At 63.4% G+C, this 20,375-nt stretch carries 16 protein-coding genes; 5 read left to right on the top strand and 11 right to left on the bottom strand.

Translation table 11 applies throughout. The annotated features are described in order from the left end of the window. Window positions 1–111 precede the first annotated feature (111 nt). Window positions 112–843 carry a transporter substrate-binding domain-containing protein gene (locus PU133_RS05225; RefSeq protein ID WP_404863783.1) on the top strand — a complete coding sequence of 244 codons (732 nt, stop codon included), beginning with the start codon at window positions 112–114 and terminating at the stop codon, window positions 841–843. A gap of 3 nt (window positions 844–846) precedes the next feature. Here the strand turns inward: PU133_RS05225 and PU133_RS05230 are convergent, their stop codons facing one another. Next, entirely contained in the window at window positions 847–1,665 is an 819-nt protein-coding gene (locus tag PU133_RS05230; RefSeq protein ID WP_404863784.1) for a sterol desaturase family protein, read from the bottom strand. A gap of 202 nt (window positions 1,666–1,867) precedes the next feature. Here PU133_RS05230 and PU133_RS05235 point away from each other — a divergent pair, with 202 nt between their 5' ends. Next, window positions 1,868–3,547 carry a lysine--tRNA ligase gene (locus PU133_RS05235; protein ID WP_404863785.1) on the top strand — a complete coding sequence of 560 codons (1,680 nt, stop codon included), beginning with the start codon at window positions 1,868–1,870 and terminating at the stop codon, window positions 3,545–3,547. Between the two features lie 8 nt (window positions 3,548–3,555). Here the strand turns inward: PU133_RS05235 and PU133_RS05240 are convergent, their stop codons facing one another. The 9 genes from PU133_RS05240 to PU133_RS05280 form a co-directional block, all read right to left on the bottom strand. Continuing rightward, the gene (locus PU133_RS05240) at window positions 3,556–4,287 is read right to left on the bottom strand and encodes a thermonuclease family protein (RefSeq protein WP_404863786.1); all 732 of its coding nucleotides are present in this window, start codon (window positions 4,285–4,287) and stop codon (window positions 3,556–3,558) included. Next, window positions 4,254–4,910 carry a helix-turn-helix transcriptional regulator gene (locus PU133_RS05245; RefSeq protein ID WP_404863787.1) on the bottom strand — a complete coding sequence of 219 codons (657 nt, stop codon included), beginning with the start codon at window positions 4,908–4,910 and terminating at the stop codon, window positions 4,254–4,256. The genes PU133_RS05240 and PU133_RS05245 overlap by 34 nt, the downstream gene beginning before the upstream one ends. A 112-nt stretch (window positions 4,911–5,022) precedes the next feature. After that, a complete protein-coding gene (locus PU133_RS05250; protein ID WP_404863788.1) occupies window positions 5,023–5,646 on the bottom strand; it encodes a 2-hydroxychromene-2-carboxylate isomerase in 624 nt (207 codons plus the stop codon). 26 nt (window positions 5,647–5,672) lie between these two features. Further along, window positions 5,673–6,128, bottom strand: coding sequence for a CopD family protein (locus tag PU133_RS05255; RefSeq protein WP_404863789.1), 456 nt, complete (start codon window positions 6,126–6,128; stop codon window positions 5,673–5,675). A gap of 94 nt (window positions 6,129–6,222) precedes the next feature. Further along, on the bottom strand, window positions 6,223–8,436 hold the full coding sequence (locus PU133_RS05260; protein WP_404863790.1) for a 3-hydroxyacyl-CoA dehydrogenase NAD-binding domain-containing protein: 2,214 nt from the start codon (window positions 8,434–8,436) through the stop codon (window positions 6,223–6,225). 21 nt (window positions 8,437–8,457) lie between these two features. Continuing rightward, window positions 8,458–9,666, bottom strand: coding sequence for an acetyl-CoA C-acetyltransferase (locus PU133_RS05265; RefSeq protein WP_404863791.1), 1,209 nt, complete (start codon window positions 9,664–9,666; stop codon window positions 8,458–8,460). 38 nt (window positions 9,667–9,704) lie between these two features. After that, the gene (locus tag PU133_RS05270; protein WP_404863792.1) at window positions 9,705–10,874 is read right to left on the bottom strand and encodes an acyl-CoA dehydrogenase family protein; all 1,170 of its coding nucleotides are present in this window, start codon (window positions 10,872–10,874) and stop codon (window positions 9,705–9,707) included. A gap of 69 nt (window positions 10,875–10,943) precedes the next feature. After that, entirely contained in the window at window positions 10,944–12,740 is a 1,797-nt protein-coding gene (locus PU133_RS05275; protein ID WP_404863793.1) for an acyl-CoA dehydrogenase C-terminal domain-containing protein, read from the bottom strand. Window positions 12,741–12,861: 121 nt separating this feature from the next. After that, window positions 12,862–13,326, bottom strand: a complete 465-nt coding sequence (locus PU133_RS05280; protein WP_404863794.1) for a MerR family DNA-binding transcriptional regulator — start codon at window positions 13,324–13,326, stop codon at window positions 12,862–12,864. A gap of 349 nt (window positions 13,327–13,675) precedes the next feature. On the opposite strand from PU133_RS05280, the gene PU133_RS05285 reads away from it, so the two are divergent. From PU133_RS05285 to PU133_RS05295, 3 genes are all read left to right on the top strand, one after another. Further along, window positions 13,676–17,503, top strand: coding sequence for a peptidoglycan-binding protein (locus PU133_RS05285; RefSeq protein WP_404863795.1), 3,828 nt, complete (start codon window positions 13,676–13,678; stop codon window positions 17,501–17,503). A gap of 339 nt (window positions 17,504–17,842) precedes the next feature. Next, complete coding sequence (locus PU133_RS05290; RefSeq protein ID WP_404863796.1) at window positions 17,843–18,769, top strand: sulfite exporter TauE/SafE family protein; 927 nt, start codon at window positions 17,843–17,845, stop codon at window positions 18,767–18,769. Between the two features lies 1 nt (window position 18,770). Beyond that, complete coding sequence (locus tag PU133_RS05295; protein ID WP_404863797.1) at window positions 18,771–19,556, top strand: TIGR02186 family protein; 786 nt, start codon at window positions 18,771–18,773, stop codon at window positions 19,554–19,556. A gap of 62 nt (window positions 19,557–19,618) precedes the next feature. Here PU133_RS05295 and pdeM read toward each other — a convergent pair whose 3' ends face one another. Beyond that, on the bottom strand, window positions 19,619–20,356 hold the full coding sequence (gene pdeM, locus PU133_RS05300) for a ligase-associated DNA damage response endonuclease PdeM (RefSeq protein WP_404863798.1): 738 nt from the start codon (window positions 20,354–20,356) through the stop codon (window positions 19,619–19,621). Window positions 20,357–20,375 lie beyond the last annotated feature (19 nt).

Consider the following 20,375-nt stretch of genomic DNA (forward strand, 5'->3'; position numbering starts at 1 on the left):
TTCTATGGGTTAATTGTTTTTTTACTCTGTTTGATCGGCTTGCCGAGCGGTTCTGCTTGGGGCCAGACCGTAAAAGTCCCGAATGTTTTTGATCCACGGGAGCGGCTGGCCTTGCCAGACCTGTCTGGCGCGGGACGCGTGCGCTTCCTGATGACGACCGATTTTCCGCCATTCAGCTTTCTCGACCAGAGCGGGCGGCTTGCCGGCTTTCATGTCGACTTAGCGCGGGCGCTCTGCGGGGAACTGGACATCGAGCCCCGCTGCCAGGTCCAGGCGCTGCCATGGGACGAGCTGGAACCGGCGCTCGCGGCCGGCGAGGGAGAGGTGATCATGGCCGGTTTGCAGGTGAGCGAGGAAAGCCGCGAGCGCTATCTTTTCACCCGCACGATCATGGACTTGCCGGCGCGTTTCGTCGTGAAGGCCGCTGAGGCCGGAACCGACCGGGTGGCAGCCGATCATTTCGAACTGGGTGCCCGGATCGGTGTCATACAACGCTCCGCCCATGCAGCGATGCTTCAGCGCTTCTTTCCGGATTTGACGCCGGTTCCGTTCGCGAGTTCCACCATGCTCTACCGCGCCGTCCAGGGCGGCTGGGTCGACGGGATCTTTGCCGACGGGTTGCAACTGTCGTTCTGGCTCGGCAGTCCGGCTTCGGCCGAATGCTGCGGGTTTCTGGACGGGCCCTTCCTGTCGCGCGAGTTTCTCGGCAACGGGCTCTCGATCGCTGTCAGGAACGATCTGCCCCAACTCGCGGAAGGTCTCGACTACGCGCTGATGTCGCTCAACAAAAGCGGCCGCTTCGCGGAACTCTATTTGCGCTACTTCCCCAACGGGCTTTACTGAGCTCTAGCTGTCGAGCTTGCGAAACGGCAGGGCGAGCGCCCAGCCGAGCCTTGCGGTTTCTTCGCCACGATAGTGCTCGAGGCCGATCTCCATGCCGTCATGGCCGCGCCGCGGCTGGTCGACATAAGTACCGAACAGTCGATCCCAGAAGGGAAAGTTGAACCCATAATTGGAATTGGTTTCGCGCCTATCGGTGGAGTGGTGGACGCGGTGCATGTCGGGCGTCACAATCACAAGGCGCAGCGGCGCATCCAGCCATTTCGGCAGCCTCAGATTGGCGTGATTGAACATCGACGCGCCGTTCAAAACGATCTCGAAGATCAGAACGGCAAGGGCAGGTGCGCCGAGCAGGATGACGATCACAGCTTTCCAGACCATGGAGAGCACGATCTCCAGAGGATGAAAGCGCAACGCGGTGGTGAAGTCGAAGCCGCTGTCGGCATGGTGCATGCGGTGGATGCGCCACAATAGCGGGAAGCGATGGCTCGCCCAGTGTTCGAGCCAGATGGCGAAGTCGAGCACGATGAAGGCGATGAGGCCGGCAAGCCAGACGGGAACGTCGAGCACATTGAAGAGGCCGATGCCGCGGCTTTCTGCCCAAAGCGCGGTGCCGACGGCAGCCAGCGGAAAGACGATGCGCAGGCAGACCGACGACAGGACGACCATGGAGACGTTGGTAATCCAACGCTTCGAGCGCCACGCACCAACCATCTCGGGCCGCTCCAGCCGGGGTGCTGCCAGTTCCAAAAGCGCCAAAGCCGCAAAGATGGCGATAAAGACGCCCATCCGCACGACCGGTTCGCTCAAGCCGAACAGTTCCATCGCGAGGGGTCGCTCCTTGATTGCCTCTACCATCGATATGGCGCCGAGCACCGGTTGCCGCAACGCAAACTGCGTTCACGAAGGCGCGAAATGTTGACGCGAAAGGGTCGGCACGGCATAGCTGCGGCCAGCCAGCCCCACGGGCCGGCCTTGCGGGTGCTTCAGGTGCCGGCCCCTCTGACAAGCACGGACAATTGAGACGATGAGCGATCCCGAGCGAGGCGCAAGCCTGTCCCATCACGAGAGTTTCGATCCGGATGTGATCGCGGCGGCTCAAGGCGGAAAGGCCTGGCCGTTCGAGGAGGCGCGCAAGCTCGTCAAACGCTATGAAAAGAGCGGCTTTCCGGATGTGGTGCTTTTCGAAACCGGCTATGGCCCCTCGGGCCTGCCGCATATCGGAACGTTTGGTGAAGTGGCGCGCACCTCGATGGTGCGCCACGCGTTCCGCGTTTTGACCGGCGACCGGGTGCCGACCAAGCTCATCTGCTTCTCGGATGACATGGACGGGCTTCGCAAGGTGCCGGACAACGTGCCGAACAAGGAGATGATGGCGACTTATCTCGGCAAGCCGCTGAGCCGCGTGCCGGACCCGTTCTCTGATGCGCATCCCTCTTTCGCTGCCGCCAACAATGCCCGGCTGCGCTCGTTCCTTGATCGCTTCGGCTTCGACTACGAATTTGCCTCCGCCACCGACTACTACACGTCAGGCCGGTTCGACGAAGCGCTCCTGCGCATGCTGGCCGTCTATGACGACGTGATGGCGATCATCCTGCCGACGCTCGGCGAGGAGCGCCGCGCGACCTATTCGCCCTTTCTGCCGATCTGCCCGCGCACGGGCGTCGTGCTGCAGGTGCCGATGGTCGATCGCGACGTCGCGGCGGGAACGGTGACCTACCTGGACCCTGAGACCGGCGAGCGCATGGTAACGCCGGTGACCGGCGGCAACGTCAAGTGCCAGTGGAAGGCCGATTGGGCGCTGCGCTGGTTCGCGCTCGGCGTCGATTACGAGATGGCGGGCAAGGATTTGATCGACAGCGTCACGCTGTCCTCCAAGATCTGCAAGGCGCTCGGCGGAACGCCGCCGGAAGGCTTCAACTACGAGCTGTTCCTGGACGACAAGGGGCAGAAGATCTCGAAATCGAAGGGCAACGGCCTGACGATCGACGAATGGCTCGCTTACGCGCCGAGCGAGAGCCTGTCGCTCTACATGTTCCAGAAGCCCAAGACGGCGAAGCGGCTGCATTTCGACGTCATTCCGCGTGCTGTCGACGAATACTACCAGTTCCTCAGCGCCTACGGGAAGCAGGACTGGCCGACCCGGCTCTCCAATCCCGTCTGGCATATGCATGATGGTGAGCCGCCGGCGATCGATCTGCCGGTGCCATTCGCGCTGCTGCTCAATCTCGTCAGCGCGTCGAACGCTCACGACAATGCGGTCCTCTGGGGCTTCATCTCGCGCTATGCGCCAGGCGTGACGGCCGAGACGCATCCAGAGCTCGACCGGCTGGTCGGCTATGCGATCCGCTATTTCGACGATTTCGTGAAGCCGGCGAAGCGGTTCCGTGCGCCGGATGCGGTCGAGCGGGAAGCCTTGGCGGCGCTGTCGGAAAAACTCGGTACGCTGCCGGCGGATGCGGACGGCGCGGTCATTCAGGACGCGGCGCTCGACGTGGCGCGCGCCATCGAGCGTTACCAGGATCACGCCAAGAAGAGCCCGTCGGGTGGGCCCGGCGTGTCGATCGCCTTCTTCCAGATGATCTATGAGGTGCTTCTCGGGCAGGAGCGCGGGCCGCGCTTCGGCTCGTTTGCCGCGCTTTACGGGATTGCGGAAACGCGGGCGCTGATCGACGACGCTCTTGAGGGCCGCTTGACGGCTGCCTGACCTCCGTCTCAGCGCGGATCAGAACCATGGATGCCGATGCGGGCCTCGCGCGCCGCATCGGCAAGCTCCGCATAGGCGGAACCCGGCTCTGCATCGACCCAGCCATTGGTGACGAGCCAGGCGGCGATATCGGTCTCTCCCCGCATGCAGTTGGCTGTTGCCGTCCCTTCCCAGTTCGCCTCGTCGAGATCGCAGGCGAGCGCGCGGCCGCGCAGGAAATTGCGGAAGGCGGTGCGGGCCATCATGCCGCACGGCCAGCGCTGCCCGCTTTCATCGGGGCAAAACCGGTCGGCCGGCGTCGGCACGATGCCTTCGAGCGCAAGATTGCGGCCGGAAATCGAGACCAGTCCAGCGGACAAGGCAAGCGGGCGGTAGAGGAGCGGCTTTGGTTCCTCGCGCGGCGGTGGCGGTTCGGAGATCGGCTGGCGCGCCTCGATCCGTTCCAGCTCGGCAGGAGCCGCCGTGAAGGGCTGGCCGAAAAGATCGGGATCGACCGGTCTCGGCATGTTGGTTTGTGAAGGCGGTGAGGGTGATGCCCGGCGCTGCGGCTCTTCAAGCTTCGGCTCGGCCGATATCTCGGCGGCCGGCTGAGGCGGGCGCTCCACCACTTCCAGGGCGGCGAAATAATCCATGGCGGTAAAGAGGCCGATCAGCAGGCACGCAATCAGCGTCACCGGCAGAATCAGGCTGCGCAGGAAGCGCTTGATCACTGGCTTGCCCAGATGATGCGGGCGACCCATTCGACGTCCGCCATGTCGAAAACCCGGTTTTCATGCTCGATATTGAGCGATGACAGTTCGATCGTGCGGGCCGTCTGGCGGTGCAGGATCTTTGCCATGACCTCGCCTTCTCGCGTCTTGACCACCACGCGGTCGCCGCGCCGCACTTGGGCATGGGGCTCCACGATCAACACGTCTCCGTCCCGGTAGAGCGGAAGCATGGATTCGCCTTGAACTTCGAGCGCGTAGACGCCCTTGCCGCCGGGAGCCGTCGGGAAATCGACCATCTCCCAACCCTGGCCGGCCGGAAATCCGCCATCGTCAAAAAAACCGCCGGCGCCGGCCTGGGCGAAACCGAGAAGGGGAATGGCGTTCGAACCGGGTGCGGCACGCTCGGATCCTGCGCCTGCCGCCTGGCCGCGCACCATGGCCATGAACTCTTCCAGCGAGGAGCCCGTCGCTTCGAGCACCTTGGACACGGACTCGGTCGACGGCCAGCGGGACCGGCCGTCGGATGCCTGGCGCTTGGACTTGTTGAAGGAGGTGGGGTCAAGCCCGGCACGCCGTGCGAGGCCCGATGGCGAGAGCTTATGGCGCTCGGCCAAGGCATCGATCGCTGCCCATATGCGGTCATGGGAAAGCATGGTTGGGTTCCCGCTCGATCAGGGCGGCCATTGAATGCGGCTGCGTCTTGATCGTTCTACCGCCAGGACAGCGCGGAGTAAAGAGATGTAGGAATAAAATCCCTAGAATGACCTAGGATTTTGCAGCGCTGAACGGAGCACGGCCCGAAGACAGCGCGCGGTCGAGATCGTCGATGCGGTCCTGGCCCCAGAACACTTCGCCGTTGAGCACATAGGCCGGCACACCCACGGCATCGGCGGCGATCGCTTCTTGCGTGTTCTGGCGGCGGCGAGCGGCGACATCTTCGCCTTGCGCGGCTCTCAAAATAGCGTCTCCGTCGAAGCCGCAGGCATTGAGGTAGCGCGTGATGACGGCGGGATCGGAGATGTTCTCCTCACGCGCCCAGACGGCGGAGAAGATCTCGAACATGTAGGCCGACGGGTCTTGCTTCTCGTCGAGCAGCGCGATCACGGCATGGTCGGCGAGAGTCGCATCGACCGGGAAATGCCGCGGCGCGAGATTGATGGGCAGGCCGCGGCGGTCGGCTGCCCGCTGCAGTTCCAGAAGCCGGTAGCGCTGGCGGGCAAGCGGCCGCTCCTTCAGCGGCTTGGCGCCGGAATTGCCGAAGATCGCGGCGATGTCGACCGGCTTGTAGGCGATGCCGCAGCCGTGCTTGGCGGCAGTGTCTTCAAGCGCCTTGTGGCCGAGATAGACGAAGGGCGACGCGCCGAAGAAATAATAGTCGATCGTGGCCATCGGGGCTGCTCCCTGTGGTCTGCCTGTTACCAATAGCGTCCGGTTGTGGCGATCACCACCGTCAGCAGGCCGAGCACGAGGTTCATGCCGACGAATTTGCGGATCTTGTCGAGATTGCGCGCGCCTTGCGCATAGTCGCCTGCGTCGATTGCCGTTCGGAACCGCTTCCAGGGTGCCGCGACGATGTGGAAGAAGAGCAGCATCATGAGAATGCCCGTCAGCGTCATGACATGGACGGAGACAGGCGCGCCGGCAAAACCGCCGAAGGTGACGAAGATCATCGCGAACCCCGTAACAAGAAGTGCGATGACGGCCCAGCCGACGGCTGGCAGGAATTTGGCAAAGACGTTGCGCCAAAGCGTCAACCGGGCGGCTGGATCCAGCGGAGCCGCGGCGGGGCGCAGGACGAGATAGGCGAAGGCCATGCCGCCGACCCAGAAGACGGTAGCAAGGACATGGATGGCGAGGAGGAGAATGGTCATGCCCGTTCCCTATCGCGCCCTCGATGCTGCGGCAATGGCATAAAAAAACCCGGCGGAGATCGCCGGGTTTCTGGTCGCGCGAAAAGGCGCCGGTTCAGGCGGCCTGTTTGACCGTTTCTTCCTGGCCGAAGCGCTGGTAGAAGGTCTCGCCGGATTTTGCGAGTTCCTGAACGATGCGGGTCGGCTTGAAGTGCTTGCCGTAGCTCTTGGCGAGCGTTTTGCAGAGTTCCTCGAACTTCGCCGCGCCCATGGCGTCGATGTAGGAGATGGCGCCGCCGGTGTAAGGCGCGAAACCGAAGCCGAGGATCGAGCCGACATCGGCTTCGCGCGGATCGGTGACAATGCCTTCCTCCATGGTGCGGGTCGCTTCCAGCGCGATGCCGACCAGGAAGCGCTGCTTGAGGACTTCGACGTCGATGTCGTCGGCCTTCTGCTGCGGGAAGAGCGTCTTCAATTCCGGCCAGAGATGCTTCTTCGCCGGCTTTGCCGGGTAATCGTAGAAGCCCTTGCCGTTCTTGCGGCCGAAGCGTCCGTGCTTGTCGACCATCGTGTTAACGAGGTCCATGTGGCGCGGATCGACGGCTTTTTCTCCAAGATCGGCGATGGCAGCCTTCAGGATCTTCTGTGACAGGTCGAGCGCCACCTCGTCATTGAGCGACAGCGGGCCGACCGGCATGCCGGCCATCTTGGCGGCATTCTCGATCATCGCCGGCGGGACGCCCTCGATCAGCATGTTGTAGGCTTCGTTCATGTAGCCGAGCACGCAGCGATTGACGTAGAAGCCGCGCGTGTCGTTGACGACGATCGGCGTCTTCTTGATCGCGGCGACATAGTCGAGAGCCATGGCGAGCGCCTTGTCGCCCGTCTTCTTACCGAGGATGATCTCGACCAACATCATCTTGTCGACGGGCGAGAAGAAGTGGATGCCGATGAAGTTCTTCGGGCGCTTGGAGTTCTTGGCCAAGCCGGTGATCGGCAGCGTCGAGGTGTTGGAGGCGAAGACGGCGGCCGGCTTCAGCACGTCCTCGACTGCCTCGGTGACGGTCTTCTTGATGTCGCGATCCTCGAACACCGCCTCGATCACGAGATCAGCGCCGTCGAGATCGGCGTAATCGGACGACGGCGTGATCAGCGAGAGGAGTGCATCGCCTTCCTCCTGCGTGGTCTTGCCCTTCTGGACGCCCTTCTTCACGATGTCGGCGGAATGCGCCTTACCCTTTTCGGCCGCTTCCATGTCGCGATCGACGAGCACGACCGGGATGCCGGCTTTGGCCGTCACATAGGCGATGCCCGCACCCATGAAGCCGGCGCCGACGACACCGATCTTCTTGAACTTGGTCGGCTTTACGTCTGCCGGACGGCGCGCGCCCTTGTTCAGCTCCTGCATGGAGACGAAGAGCGAGCGGATCATGCCGAAGGCTTCCGGCGTCTGTAGGACGTGGGTGAAATAGCGCTGCTCGACCTTGAGCGCCGTATCGAACGGCAGCTGCAGGCCTTCGAAGACGCATTTGAGGATCGCGAGCGCGCCCGGATAATTGCCATTGGTCTCGCGGCGCAGAATGCCGGAGGCGGCAGGCCAGAGCTGGGCGCCCTGCGGCGACCAGACGGCGCCTCCGGGAGCCTTGAAGCCCTTTTCATCCCACGGCTGAACCGGCTTCAGGCCGTCCTTGATCATCTTCTTGGCAGTGGCGACGAGCTTCTTCGGCTCGGTGATTTCGTGGATCAGGCCCATGGCCTTGGCGCGCTGCGGCGACAGCGACGACCCGGTCGTCATCATCTGCAGGGCGTCCTGCGCATTGGTGAGGCGAGGAACGCGCTGCGTGCCGCCGGCGCCCGGGAAGATGCCGACCTTGACTTCAGGCAGACCGATCTTGACCGACTTGTCGTCTGCCGCGACGCGGCCGTGGCAGGCGAGCGACAGTTCCAGCGCGCCGCCCATGCAGGTGCCGTTGATTGCGGAAACCCACGGCTTGCCGCAGGTCTCGATCTTGCGCCACAGCCAGCTCATGCGTCCGGCCGCGTCGAAGAGCTTCTTCGTGGCATTGCCGGCGTCCTTGGCCTTTTCCTCGGCCATCATCGCGAACATGCCCTTGAGCATGGTGAGGTCGGCGCCACCGGAGAAGGTCTTCTTGCCGGAGGTGAAGACGACGCCCTTGACCTTGTCGTCGGCTGTCGTCGCGTCACAGATCGCCTCGATCTCGTCCATCACCTCCATGGTGAAGACGTTCATCGACTTGTCGGGCATGTCCCAGGTGAAGAGAGCGATGCCGTCATTGTCGGTTTCGACGGTGAAGTTCTTGTAAGCCATGGTTTCAAATCTCCCCGGTTCTCAGACGCGCTCGATGATCGTCGCCGTGCCCATGCCGGCGCCGATGCAGAGCGTGACCAGCGCAGTGTTGAGGTCGCGGCGTTCCAGCTCGTCGAGCACGGTGCCCAAGATCATGGCGCCGGTGGCGCCGAGCGGGTGGCCCATGGCGATGGCGCCGCCATTGACGTTCATCTTGTCGTGCGGAATGTCGAAGGCCTGCATGTAGCGCAGCACGACGGCCGCGAATGCCTCGTTGAGCTCGAAGAGATCGATGTCCTCGAGCTTCATCTTGGCGCGCTGCAGGAGCTTCTCGGTCACATCGACCGGGCCGGTCAGCATCAGCGCCGGGTCGGAGCCGATATTGGCGAAGGCCTTGATGCGGGCGCGGGGCGCAAGGCCCATGGACTTGCCACCCTTCTTGGAGCCGAGCAGCACGACGCCGGCGCCATCCACAATGCCGGAGGAGTTGCCGGCGTGGTGGACGTGGTTGACCGTCTCGATCTCCGGATGCGCCTGGATGCCGACGGCGTTGAAGCCGCCCATTTCGCCAGGCATGACGAAGGACGCGTTGAGGCTTGCAAGACCCTGCATGTCGGTCGACGGGCGCATGTGCTCGTCATGGTCGAGGATCGTCATGCCGTTGATGTCCTCGACCGGAGCGACGGCTTTTTTGAAGTAGCCCTTCTCCCAGGCATTGGCGGCGCGCTTCTGGCTTTCCACCGCATAGGCATCGACGTCGTCGCGCGAGAAGCCGTATTTCGTGGCGATCAAATCGGCTGAAACGCCCTGCGGCATGAAATAGGCTGGGAAGGCGACGGACGGATCCATGAACCATGCGCCGCCGGCCATGCCAAGACCGATGCGCGACATGGATTCCACGCCACCGGCGATGACGATGTCGTCAGCGCCTTGAGCGATCTTGGCGGCGCCGAAATTGATGGCGTCGAGACCGGAAGCGCAGAAGCGGTTGATCTGTATGCCGGGCGCCTGGGTCTTGTAGCCGGCCTCGAAGGACGACGCCTTGGCGATGTCGCCACCAGCCTCACCGACCGCGTCAACGCAGCCGAAGATGATGTCGTCGACGGTTGCCGTGTCGAGGCCATTGCGGTCGCGCACTTCCTTCAGCACATGGGCGCCGAGGCGCACCGATGGCACCTCGTGCAGCGATCCGTCCTTCTTGCCGCGGCCGCGCGGGGTGCGGACGTGATCGTAAACATAAACGTCGGCCATTCGTCAGGTCTCCCTAGTTCGAAGCTATGGCCACCCGCTCAAAGCGAGCGGGCGATCAGAAGCTTCATGATTTCGTTGGTGCCGCCGTAGATCCGCTGGACGCGGGCGTCGCGGAACATGCGGGCGATGGGGTATTCGTTCATGTAGCCATAGCCGCCGAAGAGCTGCAGGCATTCGTCGGCGACCCGGCACTGCAGGTCGCTCAAGAGGTACTTGGCCATGGACGCCGTGGTCGTCGTCAGCTCGCCCTTGAGGTGCTGATCGACGCAATGATCGACGAAGACGCGTGCCATCGTCGCTTCGGACTTCAGTTCGGCGAGCTTGAACTGCGTGTTCTGGAACTCGATCACGGCCTTGCCGAAGGCTTTCCGTTCCTTGACGTAGTCGATGGTGACGGCAAGCGCCCGCTCGATCATCGCGATCGCCTGATTGGCGATCAGCAGGCGCTCCTGCGGCAGTTGCTCCATCAGCTGGATGAAGCCCTGGCCCTCGTCAGTGCCGAGCATGTTCGACGTCGGGATGCGGACATCGTTGAAGAAGAGCTCGGACGTGTCGTTGGCCTTCAGCCCGATCTTGTCGAGGTTGCGGCCGCGCTCGAACCCTTCGACCTCGTCGGTTTCCACCACCATCAGCGAGGTGCCCTTGGCGCCCTTCGCCGGGTCGGTCTTGGCGACGACAATGATCAGGTTGGCGTGCTGGCCGTTGGTGATAAAGGTCTTGGAGCCGTTGATCAGGTACTGGTTGCCGTCCTTCTTCGCGGTCGTTTTCACGCCTTGAAGGTCGGAGCCGGCACCGGGCTCGGTCATGGCAATCGCGCCGACGAGTTCGCCGGTCGCCATGCGAGGCAGCCATCTCTGCTTCTGCTCCTCGGAGCCGTAATGCAGGATGTAGGGCGCGACAATCGCGTTGTGGAGCGCGATACCGAAGCCGTCGGTACCGGTGCGGCCGAGCGCTTCGATGATCACCGCCTCATGGGCGTAGGAGCCGCCCGACCCACCGTATTCCTCCGGCATGGATGCGCAGAGAAGGCCTGCTTCTCCCGCCTTCGTCCAGCTTTCCCGGTCGACCATCTCCTGCTTTTCGAACCGCTCGTAGTGCGGCGCGATCTCGTCCTCGAGCCAGCGCGTCGCCATATCTTCGAGCATGGCGACGTCGTCTGTCCGCCAGGCGGGCAGGGGCGTTCCAAGAACTTCGGATGGCTGGATCATGACTGTTTCCTCCAAAACAGTTCGGGCAGGCACTGCAAGATGCGCCTGCCCAACGAGGCCGATCGACTTCTAGAACGCCTCGGCGGCCAGTTCCATCATGGAATCCGCACCGGTCTCGATGCGGGCGCGGCGCAGTGCCGTCTCCGGCATCACCTTTTCCATGTAAAACTTTGCCGTGATCAGCTTGTTTTCGAGATAGGTAGACTGGCCGTTCGCACCGGCGGCGAGCTTCTCGGATGCGGCTTTCGCCATCTGCGCCCACATATAGCCGAGCGCGACGAGGCCGAAGAGATGCATGTAGTCAGTCGAGCCGGCACCGGCATTGTCCGGCTTCGCCATGGCGTTCTGCATGAACCACATGGTGGAGGCCTGAAGGTCGCCGAGGCCCTTCTTCAGGTGCTTGGTGAAGAAGGAGAGCTTTTCGTTCTCGCGGTTCTCGGCGCAGAAATCCTCGACCTCCTTGAAGAAGGCCATGACGGCGCGGCCGCCATTGAGGCCGAGCTTGCGGCCTACGAGATCGAGCGCCTGGATGCCGTTGGCGCCTTCATAGATCATGGCGATGCGGGCATCGCGCACGAACTGGCTCATGCCCCATTCTTCGATGTAGCCGTGGCCGCCATACATCTGCTGGGCAGCAACCGCGTGATCGAAGCCCTTGTCGGTCAGGACACCCTTGATGATCGGGGTCATCAGGCCGAGCACGTCATCGGCGGCTTGCTTTTCCTTCTCGTCGTCGGAACGGTGCGCGATGTCGGACTTCAGAGCCGTCCAGAGGAGCAGCGCACGGCCAGCCTCGTTGAAGGCGCGGATCGTCATCAGCGTGCGGCGCACGTCCGGATGGACGATGATCGGGTCGGCCTTCTTCTCAGGCGCCTTGGCACCGGAGAGCGCGCGGCCCTGGATGCGCTCGCGGGCGTAGTTGGCGGCGTTCTGGTAGGCGACTTCGGCAATCGCATGGCCCTGCAGACCGACGGCGAGACGCGCCTCGTTCATCATCACGAACATGGCGTTCAGGCCGCGGTTTTCGGTGCCGACCAGGTAACCTTCCGCCTCGTCATAGTTCATGACACAGGTGGAGTTGCCGTGGATGCCCATCTTCTCTTCGATGGAGCCGCAGGAAACGCCGTTCTTCTCGCCGGGCTCACCGGCTGCGTTCAGCTTGAACTTCGGCACGATGAAGAGCGAGATGCCCTTGGTGCCTTCCGGCGCACCCTCGATGCGGGCAAGCACCAGATGGACGATGTTCTCGGCCATGTCGTGTTCGCCGGCGGAGATGAAGATCTTCTGGCCGGAAATCTTGTAGGAGCCGTCGCCTTTCGGCACGGCCTTGGTGCGCAGCATGCCGAGATCGGTGCCGCAATGAGGCTCCGTCAGGTTCATCGTGCCGGTCCAGGTGCCCTCGATCATCTTCGGCAGGTAGGCCTGCTTCTGCTCGTCGGAGCCATGGACCTGGATCGCGGCGATCGCGCCCTGGGTCAGGCCCGGATACATCATCAGCGCCATGTTGGCCGACGACATGAATTCGCCGACGGCGGTGTGCAGCGCGTAGGGCAGGCCCTGGCCACCATATTCCGGATCCGCGGCGAGACCGAGCCAGCCGCCTTCGCGATACTGCTCGAAGGCCTGCTTGAAGCCGGTGGGCGTCTTGACCTGGCCGTCGGGCAGGCGTTCGCAGCCTTCGCGGTCGCCAACTTGGTTCAGCGGAAACAGGACCTCTTCGGCGAACTTGCCGCCTTCCTGCAGCACGGCTTCGATGATGTCGGACGATGCGTCGGAAAAGCCGGCGAGATTGTTGTACCGCTCGAAGCCCAGCACATCGTTCAGGATGAACAGGGTATCGTCGACCGGGGCCTTGTACACGGGCATGAATGCCTCCTCATTGAAGCGCGAATACAGCAGGAGCGTTTGGTTGATGACGGCATAGCAAAAATTGACGTTTGCGTAAACGTCAATTTTATCGCGCAGGCGTGCATATGTGTCGATCGATTCACGTCGACGACGACAGCATCTCGCGCACGACAGCCATCGTCTGTTCCAGTTCGCGGATGGCCGTATCGATCTCCACGCGCTGCTCCTTGAGGCGTTGCAGCTGTTCGCCGCCCTTGTCCAGCGCCACCTTCAGTTGTGTCTTGTTGCGGCCTTCCGGATCGTAGAGCTCGATCATCCGGCGCACTTCCTCCAGCGAGAAGCCAAGACGCTTGCCGAGCAAGATGAGCTTCAGCCTGGCGCGATCGCGACGTGAGTAGAGCCTGGTCACGCCGATGCGACGCGGTTGCAGGAGCCCCTTGTCCTCATAAAAGCGAAGGGTCCTCAGCGTCACGCCGAACTCGGAGGCAAGGTCGCCGATGCGAAACAGCTGATCGTCCGGCCCGAATGCGCCGTCGTCGGTCTCCGCGCGAGGGCTTGAGAGAATGTCCGTCTCGTCGATCTGGGCTTGCTGGCGACTAGGCAAGCTTCACTCCATCTTCAATCATTAAGAGAACTATCCACGTACACCACTAAAGATTGCATCCAGTCGGAACGCCGTCTCGGTGGCGTGCGATGATACAAGCGCAGCTGGCGAGGTCCATGTCTATTTCCTGTGCTGGATGAAGACCAAGACCCAAAAGCTTAACGGCTTGTTTACCACGTTTGGTGGATTGTGCGGCAACTAGAGGTGAATCCCGACAACAGTATTGCGTCTCTTCGGATTGCCTGACGCGCTTCCGGTAGCTTCGTCCGCATCGTTATGCGGGCACCAGCATCCGGCGGCAAAACCCGGCTTCACCGCGATGGTGGGGCAAACCGAGATGAGCTTCGCAATGAACGATACCTCACGCGATACCCGCAGCCAGTCGCAAGGATCCTCGCCCTTCGATGCGTTGAACAAAACGCTCGAAGCGCTCGAGAGCCGCTTGGACGGGATCATGGCATCGAAAAGCCAGCGTGCTCCCGGTACGTTGACGCCAAGTGCACCGCGCGTCGAACGGGCCAGCGTCCCCGAGACGCGTGCCGCCCCCGCTCAGAACGATGCGGTGGCTCAGATCAAGGAGCGCCAGCGCCGCCTCGACGCTTTCCGCTCAAAAGCCGCCGAACGTCGCGAAGCTCTCGTTGCCAAGCCAGCGGTCGAGCCCGTCGCAGCAGCCGACATGGTGCAGACGGGCGGCGCCCGGATGGAAAGCCTGCTCGACACGTTTGGGAAAAACCTGCGCGACGAGATGCGTCGCGATCTGGGAGAAGACGTCGCACGCCATCTCGGCTCGCTGCGCGGCGACCTCATGCATCTGAAGACGCTCGATCAACTTGAAAGCCTGCCCTCCGAGCTCCATGCGGGACTGGTCTCGATCGAACAGAAGCTCACCGCGCTCAGCGAAAGCGATGGTGGCGATGCGCTGGTCGAATTGCGCGCCGAAGTGCGCAGCATCTCCGCCATCGTCGATGGTCTCGCCAAGGATGAGACCGTGCGTGGGCTGGACAATCGCTGGAGCGAAATCTGCGACCTGATCAGCGAGATCGATCCGGCCACCATGCGCGACGAGATCGCCGTCATGGTCAAGCGGCTCGACGAGATGCAGGTGCTGATGACCAGCCTGCCCGACGGCGACTGGACCCGCCAGATCGGCGCCGAAATGCGCACGATCGCCGGTGCCGTCGAAATGATCGCGGGCCAGGGTTCGGACATGGAGGGCGTTGCCCGCGAGCTTGATCGCGTGAACATTCGGCTGGACGAGATTTCGCAAGCCATTCTCGCGGTGTCCGACAAGGCCGACATGGCGATCGACAGTGCGCGGCTTGAGCGGATCGAAGCGCTTCTGGCAGACCTTGCGACCCAGGACGATGCTGTCGCCGGTGGCATCGCTGCTGCTTTGACGCCGCATCTTGCGCTTCTTGCCGACCAGATCGAACGGCTGGGCGAGGGCGGCACAGACAGCGCGGTGCTGAGCCGCCTCGATGCGCTGTCACATCAGGTGGCCGCGCTTTCCAGCGGTGGCAACCAGGAGCCGTCGCAGGCGGTGGTGGAACATCTGGAGCATATCTCCGAGCAGATCGAGACCCTGGCGGTCGCTCAGGCAAGCGTCGACTTCGACCGGCTGGAAGCCCTGGTCGATCGTGCCGAGGCGCGCCTATCGGATCCGCTGCCCGTCGCCGGACTGGAAAGTCTCCACCGGCAACTGGACGAGATCACGAGCCGTCTCGATCGCGGCACGGCGACCTCGGCTCCGGCAAGCGACGATGCGATGCGCTCGCTCGAAGCACAAATTCTCACCCTCTCGGAGCATCTTTCCGATCGCTCCGGCCTCGCCGGCCTGGAGCCGCGTCTGGCCGCGATCGAAACGCATCTGACGCATGGCCGCCAGGATGTGATCGAAGCTGCGAGCCGTGCTGCCGAGCAGGCCGTTGCCGCCTTCCTCGAAAGCGGTGCAGACGATTATGAGGGCGGCGCCGAGGATCTGTCGGCGGTGACCGGTCTGGCGGAAGATCTGCGGGCGCTCGAAAAGCTCACCCGGATGAGCAACGACCGCAGCGCGCGCGCCTTCGATGCGGTGCACGACACGCTGATGAAGATCGCGGAGCGCCTCGAGAGCCTCGATCGCGGACTGAATGTCTCGCGCGAGATGCCTGTTGCCGCCTCAGCCCTGGCAGCGCCGGCCTTCGCAGAGCCCGCCATTTCCGTGGGGGCCGCTGCTGCCCCGGATCTCGAACGGCAGGAGCCGCTGTCAGCCAAGGCCGCCAATGTGGTCAAGGCCGACCAGACAGCGCTTGGCAAGACTGTCAGCACCGCCGCCGTCATGGCAGCCGCAACCGCTTCTGCCGCATCGGCCTCGGCCACAGAGACGCAAGCGCCGCGCTCGCTGATCGGCCGCATTGCCGAGAAGGTCCGTCCGCGCCGCCCGGCTGCCGCACCCGAGGCGGCGCCGAAGGTCGAGCCCGCAAGCACGCCTGCCATTGCCCGCGAGACCGTCGAGCCGACGCCGCCCATCGATCCCAGCCAGCAGATCGATGCGGGGATCGCCAACGAGCCGCTCGAGCCAGGCTCCGGCACGCCGGACCTCAACCGCATTCTGCAGCGGGTGCGCGATCAGCAGACGAGCGGATCGCGTGTCGGCAACAGCGTCTACAGCGAGGACGACCGCGCCGATTTCATCGCCGCCGCCCGCCGCGCTGCCCAGGCCGCAGCTGCCGATGTCGAAAATTCCGGCCGCAAACAGTCGGCTGGCAAGGGCGACGACAAACGCACCGATGGTGGCTCCTCCCGTCGCCGGCCGATCCTCATCGCTGTTGGCGCCATCCTTCTTGCGGTCATGTCCTATCCGCTCATCTCCGACATGATGGGTGGCGGCTCCCGCCAGGCTGACGCGCCTGTCGCGGTTCAATCCGTTACTCCGGCGGAGACGGATAGCGCGGCTGTCTCCTCCAGCGACGCCACCGGCTCCGACACTGCACCTGAAATCGCCGTGGAAACAGCTGCGCCTGTACAGGCGCCGGTCGCCGAGGCACCGACTGTCGCCGAGCCGTCGCCCGGTCGCCCGGCCGGCCTTTCACGGCAGGCTTTCGTGCCATCTGTGGATGACGAGGCGTCCATGACGACGTCGAGCCTCGATCGTGACACCGCCACGCCGGTCGCACCGTCCAGCCTCGAAGCGTCTTCTGCCGGCGCCGATGAGCCCGTCTCAACCGAGGGTGCGACCGCGCCGACGACTGAGGCCTCTGGTGCAGATGCGCCGGCTGAAGTGACGCCGGCAATGGCAATTCAGACGAATTCGGCTGAACGGTCGGCGCGCATCGCTGCTCTGCCGGACAGTGTTGGCACGGCCGCATTGCTCGCCGCTGCTGAAGCCGGCGAGGGCCGGGCACTGTTCGAGATCGCATCGCGCTACATGGAAGGTCGCGGCGTCGAAGAGAACGTCGACCAGGCAGCGCAATGGTATCTCGACGCTGCACGACAGGGTCTGGCCCCGGCGCAGTACCGCATCGGCAATTTCTACGAGCGCGGAACGGGTGTCGATCGCGATCCGGTCGAGGCGGAGCGCTGGTACCGCGAAGCAGCACTCGGCGGCAATGTCAGCGCTATGCACAATCTCGCGGTGCTGTATGCATCCGGCGGCGTTGATGGCAATTCGGATTTCGACGAGGCTGCGCGCTGGTTTGCCATGGCTGCGGAACACGGCGTTTCGGACAGTCAGTTCAACCTGGCAGTGCTCTATGCCCGCGGAAGCGGCGTCGAGCAGGATCTCGGCCAGTCCTACAAATGGTTTGCGATCGCAGCCGACCAAGGCGATGCAGACGCGGCCAACAAGCGCGACGAGGTGGCCAATGCCATGAGCCCGGAGGCGCTGGAGCGCGCCCGTGCCGAAGTCGAGCTTTGGGAGCCGCAGGCGGTCGATCCAGCTGCCAATTCCGTCGAACTGCCGGAAGAGTGGGGCGTTTCGCAGACCCGCACCGCGACCATCGACATGGCCGATGCGGTGCGCAACATCCAGCGCATTCTGAACGACCGTGGCTTCGATGCCGGTACGCCTGATGGTGTGATCGGCGCAAAGACGACGGCAGCGATCCGCGCATTCCAGGAAGCCAACGAACTCGAGCCGACCGGCCGCATCGACGCACCGCTGGTCGAAGCCTTGCTCGCGCAGACAAACGCCGGCTGAGCCGTCACCTCAAGCCTTCAATTCGCGGACGCCCTGAATTGACAGGGCGTCCCGAAACGCGCAGATGATCGTCCCACAACCGGTCGCGGTTGGGCATCGGGCTTTGCGCCCGGTTTCGTCTTAACGGCGAATAAACCCTGTGCTGCCAACATCCCGTTCAACGTTGCGCAATTGCACTGTTGGCGGGACTTCGGCGTTCGGCCGGCGCCTTGAGCAGTTCGCTTCATCAAAGCGGTCCGCTGCTCCAGGTTTGTGACATACCGCGTTTCCGAACGGTGAACCGGTTCGCATTTCACCTGGAAACGCCCGAGAACCGTGCGGAGCGCTCAGGGGCAAGACGTGACCATCTACCTGCCGATCGCAGAATTATCGGTCAACATCTTCGTCATTCTCGGCATGGGTGCGGCGGTCGGATTCCTGTCGGGCATGTTCGGCATCGGCGGCGGTTTTCTCATCACGCCGCTTCTCATCTTCTACAACATCCCGCCTGCAGTCGCCGTCGCCACCGGCGCCAATCAGGTCGTGGCCTCGTCCTTCTCCGGCTCGCTCTGGCATTTCAAGCGTGGCTCTCTCGACATCAAGCTCGGGGTGGTGCTGCTTATCGGCGGCATCGCGGGGGCGGCACTCGGCATCTGGATCTTCACGCTTTTGCGGCGGCTCGGTCAGCTCGATCTGATCGTTTCGCTGATGTACGTGCTGTTTCTCTCCATCGTCGGCGGATTGATGCTTTGGGAAAGCATCAATTCGATGCGCCGCGCCGCGCGCAAGGAGACGGTCGCGCTGCGCAAGCCCGGCCAGCACATCTGGGTGCACCGGCTGCCGATGAAGATGCGCTTCAAGAAATCGAAGCTCTATCTCAGCGTCATCCCGGTCATCGCGCTTGGGTTTGCCATCGGCGTTCTCACCTCGGTCATGGGCGTCGGTGGCGGGTTCATCATGGTTCCGGCGATGATCTACCTCCTGCGCATCCCGACAAACGTCGTCATCGGGACATCGCTCTTCCAGATCATCTTCGTCACGGCCTTCACCACAATCATGCAGGCGACGACGAACTACTCGGTCGATATCGTTCTTGCTTTCCTGCTCATGGTCGCCGGCGTCATCGGCGCGCAATATGGCGTACGGGTCGGGCAGAAACTGCGCGGCGAGCAGCTTCGGGCGCTGCTTGCGCTTCTGGTGCTCGCCGTCGGCATGCGCCTCGGGCTCGATCTCCTGCTGCCGCCGGATGAAGTCTATTCGGTGATCATCGAAGGAGCGGTGTTCTGACATGAGGCCGTTCGCAGCACTTTTCGGCATCCTCGTCTGCCTGCTCGCTGGGGCAGCGCTCGCCCAGCAACGCGAGCCTACCGAGCGCCTCGATATCGGCGTCTCGACGAACGAAATCGCGATCACATCCGATTTCACGGGGGCCGACATCACGGTGTTCGGGGCGCTCGACAGTGCCGATCCGTTTCTCCTGGAACTCGGCGAGTACGACATCGTCGTGGCGCTGGTCGGCCCGCAGCGCCAGACGACCGTCTGGCGCAAGGAAAGGGTGCTCGGCATCTGGGTCAACCGTCGATCGATGGAATTCGAGCCCGTCGCGGCTTCCTATTCGCTGTCAAGCACGCGGCCGGTGGAGCGAATCACCGGGTCGATCGTGCTCGATCGCTACGAGATCGGGTCCAACAACATCCGGCTGGTGCCGACAGGCGCCATTGGCGACGGCAGCAATATCGCAGTGTTTCGCGATGCGCTCCGGCGCCTGAAGCAGACGAGCGGGCTTTATGAAGCCGCGCCGCACGGCGTCGATTTCGTCAGTTCCAGCCTGTTTCGGGCTTCGATCCGCCTGCCGGCCAACGTGCCGCTCGGCGAGCACACGATCCGCGCCTATCTGTTCAAGAGCGGCAATTTCGTGATGGAGCGCGATCTGCCGCTGCGGGTGGTGAAGACCGGCCTGGAGCAGTTCATCTATTCCGCGGCCTACGAGGATTCGCTGCTTTACGGCATCGTCTGCGTCGTGCTCGCCATGCTGACCGGCTGGGTCGGCAGCGTGATCTTCCGCAAGAACTGAGTCTGAGTTGTCGCGTTTCCGAACGGTGAACCGCTATCCACTTCACCTGGAAACGCTTATGCTTAGCCGATCAGATTGGCGAAGCGCACCGAATAGAGGCGTTCGCGGCCGAGAAGATGGGCCGACAGCGTTGCGCGGTCGAAGAGGCCCTGCATGGCGCGATGGCGCAAATCCAGCCCGCCGGTGGTCACGCCGAAGGCCGGCATAACGAGGCGGGTGCCGTCGGAGGCAAAACACGGGCGGCGCACCGCGCGGCCACGCCGAACGACGCGGGCGGAGGGATGCAGATGGCCGGCGATTTCGCCCCGGCAGTCGGCGCGCCGTGCAGTCGGTTCGTGGCGAAAGCACAAGCCATCGACATAAAGCGCGTCGGTCGCTTCGCCCGGCAGGTTCGCCGGCCGCTCCGGATCGTGGTTGCCGGAGATCCAGAACCACTGCCGACCCGCCATGGCGTGGCGCAGCCGCTCTTCATAGATCGCCGGCATATGGGCCGCGCCGATTCGGTCGTGGAAACTGTCGCCGAGGCTGATCACGGCTTTCGGCTCGTAGCGCCGGATGGCCGCTTCCAGGAGATCGAGGGTCGCGGCCGTGTCGTAGGGCGGCAGCATCATGCCACGCCGGGCAAAAGCGGCGCCTTTTTCCAGATGCAGGTCGCTGACGATCAGCGTGCCGCTTCGTTCCAGATAGGCCACGCCCAGCGCGTCGCACACGACTTCGACGCCAGCGATCTCTATGGCGATCGTGCGGCCGGGCATGTCAGGCTCGGCGGAGGAAAGCCGAAGGGCGGCATGATGGTTCATGGTAGGGTCTGATCGTTCT

Source organism: Georhizobium sp. MAB10, from assembly GCF_045012825.1.
Lineage (GTDB): Bacteria > Pseudomonadota > Alphaproteobacteria > Rhizobiales > Rhizobiaceae > Georhizobium > Georhizobium profundi.